Here is a 14,925-nt window from a genome sequence, read left to right as displayed (position 1 = left end):
GCGGGCAGGAGTGGATGCCCGTCGACGGCGGGGAGCCGGCCCGGGTCGCGCCGCCTCAGGGCGGGCAGGACCAGATTTGCAGCGTCGGGCCGTCGGCCGGCAGGGAGCCGGCCAGGGCCGCGCCGCCGTAGAGGTTGGTCGCCTCCGGGATGGCGATGGGCACCGGGGTGCCGGGGGCGCGGCGGACCAGCACCAGCAGCCGCTCGTCCGCGGTCTCCCGCCAGAAGGCCACGGCGTCGGCGGACACGTGCGCGAAGCGCAGCCCGCCGCCGCGCAGGGCCGGGTGCTTGCGGCGCAGCGAGAGCAGCGAGGCGTACCACGGCAGGATCGCGGTGTCGCGGCGCCAGGGCATCGGGGTGCGGGAGGCCTCGCCGGTGGCGCCGGTGAGGCCGAACTCGTCGCCGGCGAAGACCATCGGGACGCCGGGCAGGGTGGCGAGCAGGCCGGCGGCGACCTCCAGCAGCTGCGGGGAGCCGACGACGGTCGCGATGCGGGCCGTGTCGTGGCTGCCGAGCAGGTTCCAGGAGTGGTTCCACGACCGCCAGCTCATCGTGGCCATGACGGCGCGCATGGCGCGGACCATGGCGGTGCCGTCGCGGCGGGGCACGCCGCCGGGGACGCCGAGGAAGTCGGGCAGGCCGAGGTCGTCGCGGCGCAGCCAGGTCCACAGTGGGCGCAGGAACCCGGCGTAGTTCATGGTGCCCTGCCAGCCGCCGGCGTCGAGGTCCGCCCCGGCGCCGTGGGCGTGCTCGGCGACGAGCAGGCCGTCGGGGCGGGCGGCCCGCACCGCCTCGGCGACGAGGCGGGCGACCTCGAGGGTGAGGTCGTCGGCGCCGCGGCGGCCCGTCATGTTGGCCACGTCGACGCGCCAGCCGTCGAGGTAGCGCAGCCACCGTTTCACGATCGAGTCCGGGGCGGTGACGAAGCGCGAGCGCAGGCGGGCGGAGTGCCAGTCGAGCTTGGGCAGCGAGGGCACGCCGAGCCAGGTCTCGCCCTCGTAGTACAGGTCGGGCTCGTCGAACCACGGGTGCTCGGCGCCGGTGTGGTTGGTGGTGAGGTCGCCGACGAGGCGCATGCCGCGGGTGTGCAGGGCGTCGGCGAGGCGGCGCAGGGCCCGGTCGCCGCCGAGCAGCGGGTCGACGCGGTCGAAGGCGACGGCGTCGTAGCGGTGGTTGGAGCGGGCCGGGAAGAACGGGGTGAGGTAGACGGTGTCGGCGCCGAGGTCCTGGATGTGGTCGAGGCGGCGGGCGATGCCGTCGAGGTCGCCGCCGTAGCACTGCCGGGCCGCGAGCGGGCCGGTCCCGGCGACCGGCTCGTCCCATTCGCAGCGCACGGCCCAGTCCGGGGTGGCCGGCGCGGTGGCGGAGCGGGCGAAGCGGTCGGGGAAGATCTGGTAGACGATCGCCTCGCGGGTCCAGGGGGCCGGGCCGGGGTGGGCGACGAGCCGGAAGTCGGTGTCGTCGGGCACGTCGTGGCCGACGCGGCCGAGCGCGGTGTACCAGTCGCCGTCGACGAGGAACCGGTAGCGGGTGACCGGGTTGCGCACCAGCACGGCGGCACGCCACCACAGCGCGGCGCCGCGCCGCTCGGCGACGGCCGCGGTAAACCGCGGCTCGCCGTCCTCGATCGACCTGACGTGTACGGTGCGCACGTCCGGCGAGGACCGCAGCCAGACGTCCACAGTGGACCCGAGCCGCGGATGCTGGTCCGGCACGAACAGGGCGGAGCCGTCGTGGTGCAGCGTCATCCCTTCACCGCCCCCGCCGTCAGGCCCGACACGATGTACCGCTGCAGGGCCTGGAACACCACGACCGTGGGGATGGCGGTCAGCAGCGAGCCCGCGCAGAACATGCCGAAGTTCGCGTTGCGCTGCTCGGCGACGAGGCCGTAGAGGCCGACGGCGAGGGTCTTCGCGTCGTCGCTGCGCAGGAACACGTTGGCCAGCAGCACCTCGTTGATGGTCCCGATGAAGCCCAGCAGGCCGGTGACGGCGAGGATCGGCGCCACGAGGGGCAGCGTCACCCGGAAGAAGATCTGCGCGTGCCCGGCGCCGTCGATGACCGCGGACTCGTCGAGCTCCTTCGGTACCGTGTCGAGGAAACCCTTCATGAGCCACGTGTTCACGCCCAGCGCCCCGCCGAGGTACAGCAGCATGAGCCCCCACGGCGAGTCGAGTCCCAGCGCCGGGTAGTAGTCGCCGACCCGGGCGAAGACGAGGTAGATGCTGACGACCGACAGGAACTGCGGGAAGGTCTGGATGAGCAGCAGCGACATCAGGCCGACCCGCCGGCCGCGGAAGCGCATCCGGGAGAACGCGTAGGCGGCGAGGATCGACAGGAACACGCCCGCGGCGGCGGCCAGGCCGGCGACGAGGACGGAGTTGAGGTACCACTGCGGGAAGCCGGTCTTCGTGAACAGGGCGGTGAAGTTGCCCAGCCCCGCCCCGGCCGGGACGAGGCCGGTGGAGCTCAGGGTGCCGAGCGGGTTCAGGGCGGCCGAGACCACGAACACGATCGGGAAGAGGGAGAAGGCCACGGCGGCGAGGCCGCACAGATGGCGCCACCAGTGTTTCACGAGTAGACCTCCTCCTGCTTGCGGGTGCGGCGGAAGCCGACGATCGAGACGAGCGCGACGATGGCGAAGATGTAGGTGGTGACGGCGGCGGCGAAGCCGAGCTCGGCGCCGGAGCCGCCGAAGGCGAGCCGGTAGGTGTAGGTGATGAGCAGGTCGGTGGCGCCCGCGCCGGAGGCGCCCGGCGGGAACGGCGCGCCGTCGGTGGTGAGGTAGATGGCGTTGAAGTTGTTGAAGTTGAACGCGAACGAGGAGATGAGCAGCGGGCTCAGCGCCACCAGCAGCAGCGGCAGGGTGACCCGGCGCAGGCGCTGGGCGGGTGTGGCGCCGTCGACGGCGGCGGCCTCGCTCACCTCCCGCGGGATGGCCTGCAGGGCGCCGGTGGCGACGAGGAACATGTACGGGTACCCGAGCCACAGCTGCACCAGGATGACGGCCAGGCGGGCGGTCCAGGGCTCGCCGAACCAGTCGACGTGCAGCCCGGTGATGCGGTTGACGAGCCCGAAGTCCTGGTTGAACAGGTCCCGCCAGACGAGCAGCATGGCGAAGGACGGCATGGCGTACGGCAGCACGAGCAGCACCCGGTAGAGCGACCGCCCGCGCAGGCGCTCGGCGTGCAGGGCGAGGGCGCAGGCCAGCCCGAGGGCGAACGTGACGAGCACCGAGGCGACCGCGAAGCCGAGGTTCCACACCAGGGTCTTCAGGAACGGCCCGGACACCCGCGGGTCGGTGAGGACCCGGGCGAAGTTGTGCAGCCCGACGTTGACCTTCCAGCCCTGCGCGAGGCGCTCGCCGTCCGCCCCGACGAAGGCGCCCTCGGTGCCGGAGGCGACCCATTGCTGCCGCGACACACGATCGGTGATGCAGTCGCAGTCCGGCGAGTAGTACCGCGTCGCCTCGCCGGTGTAGGCCCGCGTCAGCCCCGAGGCCCTGATCGCCCCGCCCGGCGTCGGCACGGTGAAGGCCAGGATCTCGTCGTTGCGCTGCGTGGCCTGCCCGAGGTCGAGCAGCTGGAAGCCGTCCGCCGCGGTGATGCGCCCGGCGGTGACGGCGGCGCCGGGCAGGTCGTGCAGACCCTGCCCGTCGCCCACGAACGCCTTGCCGTCGGAGGACAGCAGCAGGAACTTCAGGCCGCCCTCGTCGAGCGCGACCGACAACGCGAACTGCGGGGAGCCCGGCACCTGCCGCACCGACGCCGACGAGATGGCCGTGATGGCCTCCTGCTTGGTGCCGCGGTGCCCGTCGCCGACGTTGGTGAACGCGGTGGCCACGGTGAGCAGCACCGGCACCACCTGGAAGGCCAGCAGGAACAGGATTCCCGGCACGAGGTACTTCGCCGGGACGGGCCGCGGCGACAGGTAGATCGCGAAGATCAGCCCGGTGACCGCGATGAGGACGGCGAGCCATCCCCACGCATGGGCGGCGGCGAGCGGGAAGGCGGCGTAGAGGGCGAGCGCCAGGGCCAGGCCCAGGACCGCGATCTTCGCGAGCTTCGTCATGGTGCGCTACTTGGCGATCGCGTCGCTGATCGTCTTGGCCGCGCCGGTGAGCGTGGCCGCCGGGTCCGCGCCGCCGACGATCGCCGACTCCGCCTTGCCGAACGGGTCCCACACGGCGGCCATGGCCGGGATGGCGGGCAGCACCGCGCCGCCCTTGCCGGCGCTGAGCCACTTCTCCAGGTCCGGGTCGCTGCCCTTGACCTGGTCCAGGGCCGCGGTGAGGGCCGGCGGGCGCGGGTTGGCCTGGTACAGCGCCACCTGCAGGTCGGGCTTGGTGAGGTAGTTGGTGATGAACTCGCCGGCCAGGGCCTTGCTCTTGCCCTTGCTGGCCACGTAGAAGGCCTGCACGCCGACGAACGGCTGGGCGGGCTTGCCGCCGGCGAAGGGCGGGACCGGGGTGATGTCGTAGTGCAGCCCGGCCTTCTTGATGTCGGCGACCGCCCACGGCCCGGAGATGAGGAACGGCGCCTTGCCGCCGGTGAAGGTGGGGATGGCGTTGTCGCTGTTCACGGAGCGGGTCAGGGCGCCGGCGCCCTTCTCGCCCAGGGCCGCGATCTTCTTGAACGCCTCGATCGAGGCGGGCTTGCCGACGCCGAGGTCGGCCGGGTCGTAGTCGCCGTTGGCCTTGGTGCCGAACAGGTAGCCGCCGGCCGAGGCGAACAGCGGGTAGACGTGGTAGGCGTCGCCGTTCTGGCCGACCTGCAGCGACATGACAGTGCTGACCTTGCCGGCGTCCTTGAGGGCCTTGCCGGCGGCGACGAGGTCCTCGATGGTGCCCGGCGCGGCCGGGGCGAGGTCGGTGTTGCGGATCAGGGCCAGGTTCTCGATCGCGTAGGGCACGCCGTAGACCTGGCCGTTGAACGTGACGGCCTTGACCGCGACGTCGGCGAAGCCGGCCTTCTGCTGCTCGGAGAGCTGGATCGGGTCGATGGTGCCGTTCTGCACCAGGTTGCCGATCCAGTCGTGGGCGCCCACGACGATGTCGGGGCCCTTGCCGGACTGGGCGGCGGTGACGTACACGGTCTGCAGGTCCTTGGAGACCGCCTGGACCTGCACGTCGACGTGGTTGGCCTTGCCGAACGCCTCGGCGAAGGGCTTGAGGGCGGCGGAGCGCTGGTCGTCGGCCCAGATGGTGAGCGTGGCGGCCGGCTGCGTGGAAGAGCTTGCGGGGGTTTTCGTCGAGCTGCAGGCGGTCAGTGACAACGCGACGAGGGCGCACGCGCCCACAGCGCGCAGGGAAATGCGCATGGGGAACTCCCAGGGGGAATGGTGAGACGGCACGGAAATGGGGTGTTGTCGATGCCGGTGGCGCAGACCGTAGCAAGGACTTGCAACAAATGAAAGAGCTTCCAGTTGACTTTCATTTTCGGCGCGCGGCCGCTTACCCTCGTCCCATGGCCATGGACGCACCCCGCGCACGCCTCGCCGACATCGCCCGCCAGGCGGAGGTCAGCGAGGCCACCGTCTCGCGGGTGCTCAACGACCGGCCCGGGGTCAGCGCCGACACCCGCCACGCCGTGCTGACCGCGCTCGACGTGCTCGGCTACGAGCGGCCCGAGCGGCTGCGCAAGCGCAGCGCCGGCCTCGTCGGCCTGGTCACGCCCGAGCTGGAGAACCCGATCTTCCCGCTCTTCGCCCAGGTCATCGAGTCGGCGCTGTCCCGGCACGGCTACACGCCGGTGCTGTGCACGCAGACCCCGGGCGGCGTCACCGAGGACGAGTACGTGGAGATGCTGCTGGACCGCGCGGTGGCCGGCATCATCTTCGTCTCCGGCCTGCACGCCGACACCACCGCCGACCACGACCGCTACCGCAAGCTCATCGACCGGCCGCTGCCGATCGTCATGGTCACCGGCTGGGCCCCCGGCCTGCAGGCGCCCTGCTTCTCGTGCGATGACGCCCGGGCCAGCGAGCTCGCCGTCGATCACCTGGCCTCGCTCGGCCACACCCGCATCGGGCTCGTCACCGGCCCGGAGCGGTTCCTGCCGGTGCAGCGCAAGCTTTCCGGGTACCGCGAGGCGATCCGCCGCCGCGGCCTCGACGAGGCGATCGAGCTGTCGGTGTTCAGCGTCGAGGGCGGGCACGCCGCCGCCGACCGGCTGATCGGCCGGGGCGTCACCGGCCTGGTCTGCGGCTCCGACCTCATGGCGCTGGGCGCGGTGCGGGCGGCCCGGGCCCGGGGACTGTCGGTGCCCGGGGACGTGTCCGTGGTCGGCTACGACGACTCGCCGCTCATCGCGTTCACCGACCCGCCGCTGACCACCCTGCGCCAGCCGGTGCGGGCGATGTCCAACGCGGCCGCCCAGTCGCTCATCGACGCCATCCACGGGCAGGCCAGCCCGCACTCGGAGTACCTGTTCGCGCCCGAGCTGGTGGTGCGCGGCTCCACCGGCATCGCGCCCCGCTGAGACACCCCAACCCCCGCTGCGAAGGGACCACCATGCCCGAAACACCCGACAAATGGTGGCAAAGTGCCGTCATCTACGAGGTGTACGTCAGGAGCTTCGCCGACGGCGACGGTGACGGCAACGGCGACCTCGCCGGCCTGCGCGGCCGGCTGCCGTACCTGCGCGACCTCGGCGTCGACGCGCTGTGGCTGACCCCGATCTTCCCCTCCCCCATGGTCGACGGCGGCTACGACGTGGCCGACTACCGCGACATCGACCCGCTCTTCGGCACCCTGGCCGACTTCGACGCCATGCTGGCCGACGCCCACGCGCTGGGCCTGCGGGTCATCGTCGACCTGGTCCCCAACCACACGTCCAGCGCCCACGCATGGTTCCGCCAGGCCCTGCAAGCCCTTCCGGGGCAGCCGGCCCGGGCCCGCTACCACTTCCACCCGCCGACCGCGCACGACCTGCCCCCGAACGACTGGGAATCCATGTTCGGCGGCGCGGCCTGGACCCGGGTGCCCGACGGCGAGTGGTACCTGCACCTCTTCGACCCCGCCCAGCCCGACCTCAACTGGGAGCACCCCGACGTGCGGGCCGAGTTCGAGTCCGTGCTGCGGTTCTGGCTCGACCGCGGCGTCGACGGCTTCCGGGTCGACGTCGCCCACGGCATGGTCAAGGCGCCCGGCTACCCGCACGCCGGCGCCGCCGACCAGATCGGGCTGCTCGGCCGCCGCCCCCTGCCCTTCTTCGACCAGGACGGCGTGCACGAGATCTACCGGGCCTGGCGCAAGATCCTCGACTCCTACCCGGGGGAGCGCATCGCCGTGGCCGAGGCGTGGGCGTCCACGCCGCAGCGCCTGGCCCGCTACACCGCGCCGGACGAGCTGCACCAGGCGTTCAACTTCGAGTTCCTGCAGGCCGACTGGGCCGACCCGGCGGCGGTGCGGGCCAGCATCGACTCGTGCATCCACGCGGCCGAGGCGGTCGGCGCGCCGACCACGTGGGTGCTGTCCAACCACGACGTGCACCGGCACCCGACGCGGCTGGGCTCCCTCGCCCGGGGCAACGCGGCCGCGCTGCTCATGCTGGCGCTGCCCGGGTCGGCGTACGTGTACCAGGGCGACGAGCTGGGCCTGCCGGAGGTGCTCGACCTGCCAGACGACGCGCGGCAGGACCCGCGCTGGTCGCGCACCGGCGGCGCCGACCCGGGCCGCGACGGCTGCCGGGTGCCGCTGCCGTGGACGGCCGGCGAGCCCGCGCTCGGGTTCTCGCCCTCCGGGGCGGCCTGGCTGCCCCAGCCGCCGTCGTGGAAGGGGCTCGCGGCCGACGTCCAGGCCGGGGATCCGGCGTCCACATTGGAGCTGTACCGCGCGGCACTCGCCCTGCGCCGCACGGTCACCGGGCCGCTGCGCTGGCACGAGTCCGCGCCCGGGGTCCTCGACTTCAGCCGCGACGGGCTGCGCTGCGTGGCGAACCTGTCCGACGCGCCGGTACCACTGCCCGGGGGCTCGCAGGTCGCGCTGAGCAGCGGGAACCTCGCCGGGACGATCCTGCCGCCGGACACCACGGTGTGGATCATTGCAAGAACTGTCAGATCTTCCTGATCATTTCCGCTGCTCAGGGGCCTTGCTCGCCGTACCGTCGCGGGAATTTCTGCAAGGTCCTTGACAGCTGGTTTCAGCCGGTATCACGATCTGCGTCAATCGTTCCTCCGCTACCGCCATTCCGGAGGCCCCTGTGCGCAAACCCCGCCTGTCCCTAACGCCCCTGGCGTCCTCGCCATCGGCGCGCCGAACGCTGTCCGCGGTCGCCGGGCTCCTGCTCGCGGCCGCCGCCCTCGCCGTGCCGCTGTTCTCGGCCAGCCGCAAGGCCGAGGCGGCGACCGGCGCCAACGACGTCATCGCCAACCTGTGGCTGTGGCCGTGGACCTCGGTCGCCGGCGAGTGCACCAACGTGCTCGGCCCGGCCGGCTACGGCGCGGTGCAGGCCGCCCCGCCCGAGGACTCGATCAGCGTCGCCGGCCACCCGTGGTGGGACATCTACCAGCCCGCCGCCTACGACCTCAACAGCAGGATGGGCACCCGGGCCCAGTTCACGGCCATGGTGAGCGCCTGCCACGCGGCCGGGGTCAAGGTGTACGTCGACGCCGTCATCAACCACATGACCGGCGCGAACCAGTCGAGCACGACGGCGTACGGCGGCGCGAGCTTCACGAACAACTACAGCTACCCCAGCGCCGGCTACTCCTCGTCGGACTTCCACTTCTACCCCGCCGACTGCCCGCAGTCCGACAACCAGATCCACGACTACAACAACTCCGCCGAGGTCTGGAACTGCCAGCTGGTCGGCCTGTCCGACCTCAAGACCGGCACGGACTCCGTGCGCACGAAGATCGCCGGCTACCTCAACGACCTCATCTCCGTCGGCGTCGACGGGTTCCGGGTCGACGCGGCCAAGCACATCCCGCCGGCCGACATGGCCGCCATCAAGGGCAAGCTCACCAACCAGGGCGTGTACATCGCCCAGGAGGTCATGCCCGGCGGCTCCGTCGGCCCGGCCGCCTACGAGGGCATCGGCGGCGTCCTGGAGTTCAACTACGCCACGAACCTGCGCAACCAGTTCAACGGCAGCATCGCCAACCTGCAGACGTTCGGCCCGAGCTGGGGCCTGGAGCCCAGCGCCAAGTCGACCGTGTTCGTGTCCAACCACGACACCGAGCGCAACGGCTCGACGCTGAGCTACAAGGCCGGCGCGACCGACACCCTCGCCACCGTGTTCATGCTGGCCTGGAACTTCGGCACGCCGAACGTCATGAGCAGCTTCAGCTTCAGCAACAACGACGCCTCGCCGCCGGCGGACGCCAACGGCTACGTGACCGCGGTGTCCTGCGGCAGCGGCTGGGAATGCCAGCACCGGCAGCGGGCGATCCGCAACATGGTGGGCTTCCACAACGCCACCCGGGCCGACGCGACCGTGGGCAACTGGTGGTCGGACGGCGGCAACGCGATCGCCTTCTCCCGCGGTACGAACGGCTGGACCGCCATCAACAACGGGGGCTCGGCGCTCGGGTCGCGCACGTTCGCCACCGGCCTGCCCGCCGGGGTGTACTGCGACGTCATCCACGGCGACTTCGACGCCGCCGCCGGCACCTGCTCCGGCCCGACGGTCACGGTGGACGGCAGCGGCCAGGCCTCCGTCGGCGTGGCCGCCAAGGACGCGGTGGCCCTGCACGCCAACGCCCGGGTGACGTCGGGTCCCACCGGCTCGCCGACCCCGACCACCTCACCGACCTCCAGTGCCTCACCGAACCCGAGCGGCGTCGCGTTCACGGTCACCGGCGCCCCGGCCGGCAACCCGATCTACCTCGTCGGCTCCGTCGCGCAGCTCGGGTCGTGGAACACCGGATCGGCGATCCCGATGACGGCGAGCGGCTCGTCGTGGACCACGACGGTGCCGCTGCCGGCGAACACGGCGATCGAGTACAAGTTCATCGCCAAGGACTCCGGCGGCAACGTGACGTGGGAGCCGGGCAGCAACCACACCTACACGGTCCCGGCCGGCGGCACGGGCACGATCAACACGACGTGGAACGGCTCGTCGACGAGCAACCCGGCGGTCACCTTCAACGCCAACGTGAGCACCATCTTCGGGCAGAACGTGTTCGTGGTCGGCTCGATCCCGGCGCTCGGCTCGTGGAACACCGGCAGCGCGATCGCCCTGTCCCCGGCGAACTACCCGATCTGGTCGGCGACGCTCACGCTGCCGGCGAACACGTCCGTGGAGTACAAGTTCATCAAGAAGAACCCCGACGGGTCGGTCATCTGGGAGAGCGGCGCCAACCGCACCCTCAGCACCGGCACGTCGGCCCAGACGGTCAACGCGACCTGGAAGTAAGCGCCCGCACGTCCCTCGCCCCCGGCGGCTGCCCGCCGGGGGCGTCCTACGCGGTGGCTGCCCGCACGGGGCGTGCTACGCGTCCGCGGCTCAGGGCTTGCGGGCGACGAGGCCGTAGATGCCGAGGTCGGGGCTGACCGGGCGGGGGTCGGCGGGGTTGTCGGGGCGCCAGTCGGCGACCGGGACGATGCCGGGCTCGACCAGCTCCAGGCCCGTGAGGTAGCTCTGCAGGGTGGCCTTGGAGCGGGCCCGCACGTCGGTGCCGCCGGCGGCGTACATCTTCTCGTAGGCGGCGACGCCCTGCGGGGTGCTGAAGTCCATCGTGCCGTGGCTGAGCACGAGGTGGCTGCCGGAGGGCAGGGCACCGACGAGGCGACGGACCACGGCGGCGACCTGCTCGTCGTCGGGGACGAAGTGCAGGATCGCAACGAGCTGCAGGGCGACCGGGCGGTCGAGGTCGAGGGTGGCGCGCAGCTCCGGGTGCTCCAGGATGGCGTCCGGGTCGCGCACGTCGGCCTCGAGGTAGGCGGTGCGGCCGCGCGGGTCCCCGACGAGCAGCGCCTGGGCGTGGACCATCACGATCGGGTCGTTGTCGACGTACACCACGCGGGACTCCGGCGCGATGCGCTGCGCCACCTCGTGGGTGTTGTCGGGGGCGGGCAGGCCGGTGCCGACGTCGAGGAACTGCCGGATGCCGGACTCGGCGAGGTAGCGCACGGCGCGGCGCAGGAACGCGCGGTTGGCCCGGGCCAGCTCGACCACGGCGGGGAACGCGGCGGCGATCGCGTCACCGGACTCGCGGTCGGCGGCGAAGTGGTCCTTGCCCCCGAGCCAGTAGCTGTACCGCCGGGCCGGATGGGGCACCGTGGTGTCGATCCGCAGCTGTCCGCCGTTGTCCACGAAACGAACCTACCCGATGGACGCGAGGGCATCACAGGCGCCCGCATCCCGCCCAGCGGACCAGCCGGGACGTCTGGGCGGGACGTCGGCGGGACAGTCAGGTGCGGCGGAATGCGTGTACGGACAGGGGGACGAAGAGCAGCAGCAGGCCGGCCAGCCAGGCCACGGTGTGCAGCACCGGGGCAGCCGGCGCAGCACCGCCGACGGTGAGGGCGCGGACCGCGCCGACGGCGGCGCTGACCGGGTTGGCCTCGGCGAAGGCGCGCAGCGGGCCGGGCATCGTCGCGGTCGGCACGAACGCCGAGGAGGCGAACGTGAGCGGCAGGACCCAGATGAAGCCGGCCGAGGAGGCAGTCTCCGGGTTGCGCACCATGAGCCCGACCCAGGCGCTGATCCACGAGAAGACGTAGGCGAAGGCGAGGACGAGCAGGAACGCGCCGGCGAGCCGCCAGGCCGGCCCGGTGGGGCGGAAGCCGACGAGCAGGCCGACGGCGACCATGACGGCCAGGGCGACGACGTTCATGACGAGGTCGGCGGCGGTGCGCCCGAGCAGAACGGCCGAGCGGGCCATCGGCAGGGAGCGCAGCCGGTCCACCACGCCGGCCTTGAGGTCCTCGGTCAGGCCGAGGCCGGTGACGAGGGAGCCGAAGACGGCGGTCTGCACGATGATGCCGGGCATGAGGTAGTTGACGTAGGACAGCGGGCCGGTGTCGATGGCGCCGCCGAAGACGAAGCGGAACAGCAGGACGAGCACGACCGGCTGGACGAGGGTGAACACGACGTACGTGGGGCGGCGCAGCGTCTTGCGCAGCTGGCGCACAGCCAGCACGCGGCTGTCGCGCAGGGCCATGGCGGTCATGCGGAGATCTCCTGCTCGTCGGTGGGGTGGCCGCTCGGGGTCCCGCCGGCAGCGCGGCCAGTCGCAGTTCCGTCGGCGGCGCGGCCGGTCAGGGACAGGAACACGTCGTCGAGGCTGGGCTGGGTGAGCTGGATCGCGGCCACCCGCAGGCCCAGGGCGTCGAGGCGGCGCAGCGCCTCGGCGGCGGCGTCGGGCCGGGCGACCCGCAGCGTGAGCTCGCCGGACGGGCCGTCCAGCGCGGGCGTGGCCCCGGCGGCGCCCAGCCCGGCCAGCACCGGCGGCACCGACGAGGCCGCGGCCGGGTCGGCGAGGCGGATGCGCAGCACGTCGGAGCCGGCGCCAGCCTTCAGCTGGGCCGGCGTGCCCTCGGCGATGACCCGCCCGGTGTCGACGACGGCGATGCGCTGGGCGAGGCGGTCGGCCTCCTCGAGGTACTGCGTGGTCAGGAGCACGGTCGTGCCGGCACCGCGCAGCTCGGCGAGGATCGCCCACAGCTCCTGCCGGGAGCGCGGGTCCAGGCCCGTGGTGGGCTCGTCGAGCAGCAGCACCGGCGGCCGCCCGGTCAGCCCGGCGGCCAGGTCGAGGCGGCGGCGCATCCCGCCCGAGTAGGTGCCGGCCCGCCGGTCGGCGACCGCGCCGAGCGAGAACCGTTCGAGCACCTCGCCGGCCCGGCGGCGGGCCTCGGCGCGGGGCAGCCGGTACAGCAGCGCGACCATCTCCAGGTTCTCCCGCCCGGTGAGCTCCTCGTCGAGCGCCGCGTACTGCCCGGCGAGGCCGATCGTGGCGCGCACCGCCATCGGCTCGCGGACCACGTCGCGGCCCAGCACCCGGGCCTGGCCGCGGGAGGGGCGCAGCAGCGTGGCCAGCACCCGCACCAGGGTGGTCTTGCCCGCCCCGTTGGGGCCGAGCAGCCCGCACACGGTGCCCGCCTCAACCCGCAGGTGCAGCCCGTCGAGGGCCTTGGTCTTGCCGTAGGTCACGCCGACGTCGGCGGCTTCGATGGCCATCTCCATGCCTTATACGTATACCTGTACGTAGAATGGTTTGCCAAGACTAGAGTGGGAAACCGTGCCGAACAAGACGATCTACGTGGCGGACGACGACCTGCCGCTGCTGCAGCGCGCCCAGGAGCTGACCGGGGCGACCCTCTCGGGCGCGATCGTCACCGCCCTGCGCCGGCTGGTCGAGGTCGAGGCGGCCAAGCGGGCCGGGTTCGACGAGATCGCGGTGAAGGTCGGCTCGGGCCGCACCGTGGTGAAGCGGTTCCTGGGCACGGCGCTGGGCGAGTTCCACGCCTCGACCGGCCTCGGCCAGGAGACGTACTCGCTGTTTCGCACCAGCAAGGGCCGCTTCGCCGTGCACCACGAGCAGTCCGAGCTGCACACCCCGGTCGGGCCGAACGCGGAGCGGTCCCGCAAGTGGTCGACCGGCTGGCGGGGCTGGCTCGGCGACTGGTCGCCGGACCAGGCCTGGATGCGGGTGCCCGCGCAGGCCACCTTCACCGTCGTGGACACCCCGGAGGAGCTGGAGCCGCTGCTGCCGCCGGAGCTCTACGCCGTCGCGCTGCAGGTCATCCGCGACGAGCCCGAGGTCGAGGACCTCGACATCTGACCGCCGCGCCCTCAGTCGAGCAGGCCGGCGACGAGCGCCTGCAAGCCGTGGCGGTACGTGTCCTCACCGGCCAGTTCCGGCCAGCGCTCCGCCAGCGAGGACAGCCGCGGGTGGGCGACCGGGTCCAGCCGGCCGAGGAGTTCGGCGTCGCTCGGGCGCCGGGCCGCCCGGACGACGATCTCGCCGGCCGTGTAGTACCAGATCGCGCGGTAGGCGCGCACGGCCTCGTCGGGCCCGAGCCCGCACGCCACGGCCGCGTCGACGATGGTCTCGACGATCCACAGCGCGGAGCCGGCGACCAGGTCGTCCGCGGTGAGCACCTCGACGATCCACGGGCACCGCGCCAGCACGTCGTGCACGGTGGCGGCGGCGGCAACCAGCCGGGCCCGCGGCTCGTCCGGCAGGCACGGGCGGTCGACGCCGCCGGCGTAGTCGTCGAGCAGCAGCAGGAGCAGCTCGTCGCGGTTCTGCACGTGGTAGTAGATGGCCATCGGGGTGGTACCCAGCTCCGTGGCGAGCTGCCGCATCGTGAGCCGTGCGATACCGCGGTCGTCGATCACCCGGCGAGCGGCGGCGAGGATCTCAGGCCGGGAGATCTTCGGCGGGCGCCCCTGCTTGACCCGCGGCCGCGTCGAATCGGACATGATCCGCACATCCTACGAGCAGCCGGCCATCCTTCGGCCCACCCGATCAGCTAGTGACATGGATCGATGGATCTGCTACACCCGGCGCGTGGCTGGACGCGCAGTTCGTGTGACCGCCGGTAGCGTGGGCGACATGGACGATCCGTACGAGCTGTCCCGTTTCGTCGCCGCCCAGGAGCACAGCCACGCCGAGGCCCTGTCCGAACTGCGCGCGGGCGCCAAGCGCAGCCACTGGATGTGGTACGTCTTCCCGCAGGTCGCCGGCCTGGGCCGAAGCTCGATGGCCCAGCGCTACGCCATCCGCTCCCTGGACGAGGCCCGCGCCTACCTCGAGCACCCCGTCCTCGGCCCGCGCCTGCTGGAGTGCGCCGACGCCCTGCTGGCCGACACCACCCACACGGCCGCCCAGATCCTCGGCGACATCGACGCCCTGAAGCTGCGCTCGAGCATGACGCTGTTCGCCCGCGCCGAACCCGCCGAGCGCCGCTTCACCCGGGTCCTGGACCGCTTCTACGATGGCCTGGAGGACACCGAAACGGTCCGCCGCCTGTAGG

General features: G+C 72.5%; 13 protein-coding genes. 5 read left to right on the top strand and 8 right to left on the bottom strand.

All coding sequences use genetic code 11. The features are described from left to right. Positions 1-55 precede the first annotated feature (55 nt). From AB0M46_RS11380 to AB0M46_RS11365, 4 genes are read right to left on the bottom strand one after another with little or no spacing between them, the layout of a single operon-like run. Positions 56-1,747, bottom strand: coding sequence for a glycoside hydrolase family 13 protein (locus AB0M46_RS11380; RefSeq protein ID WP_363334876.1), 1,692 nt, complete (start codon positions 1,745-1,747; stop codon positions 56-58). Further along, entirely contained in the window at positions 1,744-2,574 is an 831-nt protein-coding gene (locus AB0M46_RS11375; protein WP_363334874.1) for a sugar ABC transporter permease, read from the bottom strand. Before AB0M46_RS11375 ends, AB0M46_RS11380 begins: the two co-directional genes overlap by 4 nt. After that, entirely contained in the window at positions 2,571-4,070 is a 1,500-nt protein-coding gene (locus AB0M46_RS11370; RefSeq protein ID WP_363334872.1) for an ABC transporter permease subunit, read from the bottom strand. Before AB0M46_RS11370 ends, AB0M46_RS11375 begins: the two co-directional genes overlap by 4 nt. Before the next feature lie 6 nt (positions 4,071-4,076). Beyond that, a complete protein-coding gene (locus AB0M46_RS11365; protein ID WP_363334870.1) occupies positions 4,077-5,318 on the bottom strand; it encodes a maltose ABC transporter substrate-binding protein in 1,242 nt (413 codons plus the stop codon). A 152-nt stretch (positions 5,319-5,470) separates the two neighbouring features. Here AB0M46_RS11365 and AB0M46_RS11360 point away from each other — a divergent pair, with 152 nt between their 5' ends. From AB0M46_RS11360 to AB0M46_RS11350, 3 genes are all read left to right on the top strand, one after another. Then, positions 5,471-6,478: a LacI family DNA-binding transcriptional regulator gene (locus tag AB0M46_RS11360; RefSeq protein WP_363334938.1), complete on the top strand. Its 1,008-nt coding sequence runs from the start codon at positions 5,471-5,473 to the stop codon at positions 6,476-6,478. A 32-nt stretch (positions 6,479-6,510) separates the two neighbouring features. Continuing rightward, complete coding sequence (locus AB0M46_RS11355) at positions 6,511-8,067, top strand: glycoside hydrolase family 13 protein (protein ID WP_363334868.1); 1,557 nt, start codon at positions 6,511-6,513, stop codon at positions 8,065-8,067. A gap of 133 nt (positions 8,068-8,200) precedes the next feature. Then, a complete protein-coding gene (locus tag AB0M46_RS11350) occupies positions 8,201-10,357 on the top strand; it encodes a carbohydrate-binding module family 20 domain-containing protein (RefSeq protein WP_363334866.1) in 2,157 nt (718 codons plus the stop codon). Between the two features lie 90 nt (positions 10,358-10,447). On the opposite strand, the gene AB0M46_RS11345 is transcribed toward AB0M46_RS11350, so the two are convergent. The 3 genes from AB0M46_RS11345 to AB0M46_RS11335 form a co-directional block, all read right to left on the bottom strand. Beyond that, positions 10,448-11,257, bottom strand: coding sequence for an SAM-dependent methyltransferase (locus AB0M46_RS11345; RefSeq protein ID WP_363334864.1), 810 nt, complete (start codon positions 11,255-11,257; stop codon positions 10,448-10,450). Between the two features lie 97 nt (positions 11,258-11,354). Then, the gene (locus AB0M46_RS11340; protein WP_363334862.1) at positions 11,355-12,116 is read right to left on the bottom strand and encodes an ABC transporter permease; all 762 of its coding nucleotides are present in this window, start codon (positions 12,114-12,116) and stop codon (positions 11,355-11,357) included. Further along, complete coding sequence (locus AB0M46_RS11335; protein WP_363334860.1) at positions 12,113-13,129, bottom strand: ATP-binding cassette domain-containing protein; 1,017 nt, start codon at positions 13,127-13,129, stop codon at positions 12,113-12,115. Before AB0M46_RS11335 ends, AB0M46_RS11340 begins: the two co-directional genes overlap by 4 nt. Before the next feature lie 55 nt (positions 13,130-13,184). Between AB0M46_RS11335 and AB0M46_RS11330 the strand changes: the two genes are divergently transcribed. Continuing rightward, on the top strand, positions 13,185-13,727 hold the full coding sequence (locus tag AB0M46_RS11330) for an EXLDI protein (protein ID WP_363334858.1): 543 nt from the start codon (positions 13,185-13,187) through the stop codon (positions 13,725-13,727). Between the two features lie 11 nt (positions 13,728-13,738). Here AB0M46_RS11330 and AB0M46_RS11325 read toward each other — a convergent pair whose 3' ends face one another. Then, on the bottom strand, positions 13,739-14,371 hold the full coding sequence (locus AB0M46_RS11325) for a TetR/AcrR family transcriptional regulator (RefSeq protein WP_363334856.1): 633 nt from the start codon (positions 14,369-14,371) through the stop codon (positions 13,739-13,741). Positions 14,372-14,504: 133 nt separating this feature from the next. On the opposite strand from AB0M46_RS11325, the gene AB0M46_RS11320 reads away from it, so the two are divergent. After that, entirely contained in the window at positions 14,505-14,924 is a 420-nt protein-coding gene (locus AB0M46_RS11320; RefSeq protein WP_363334854.1) for a DUF1810 domain-containing protein, read from the top strand. Position 14,925 lies beyond the last annotated feature (1 nt).

It is taken from the genome of Dactylosporangium sp. NPDC051485, assembly GCF_040682015.1.
In the GTDB taxonomy this organism is placed as follows: Bacteria; Actinomycetota; Actinomycetes; order Mycobacteriales; family Micromonosporaceae; genus Dactylosporangium.
The sequence above is the reverse complement of the archived record's forward strand: the minus strand, read 5'-3'. Positions and strand labels throughout refer to the sequence as shown.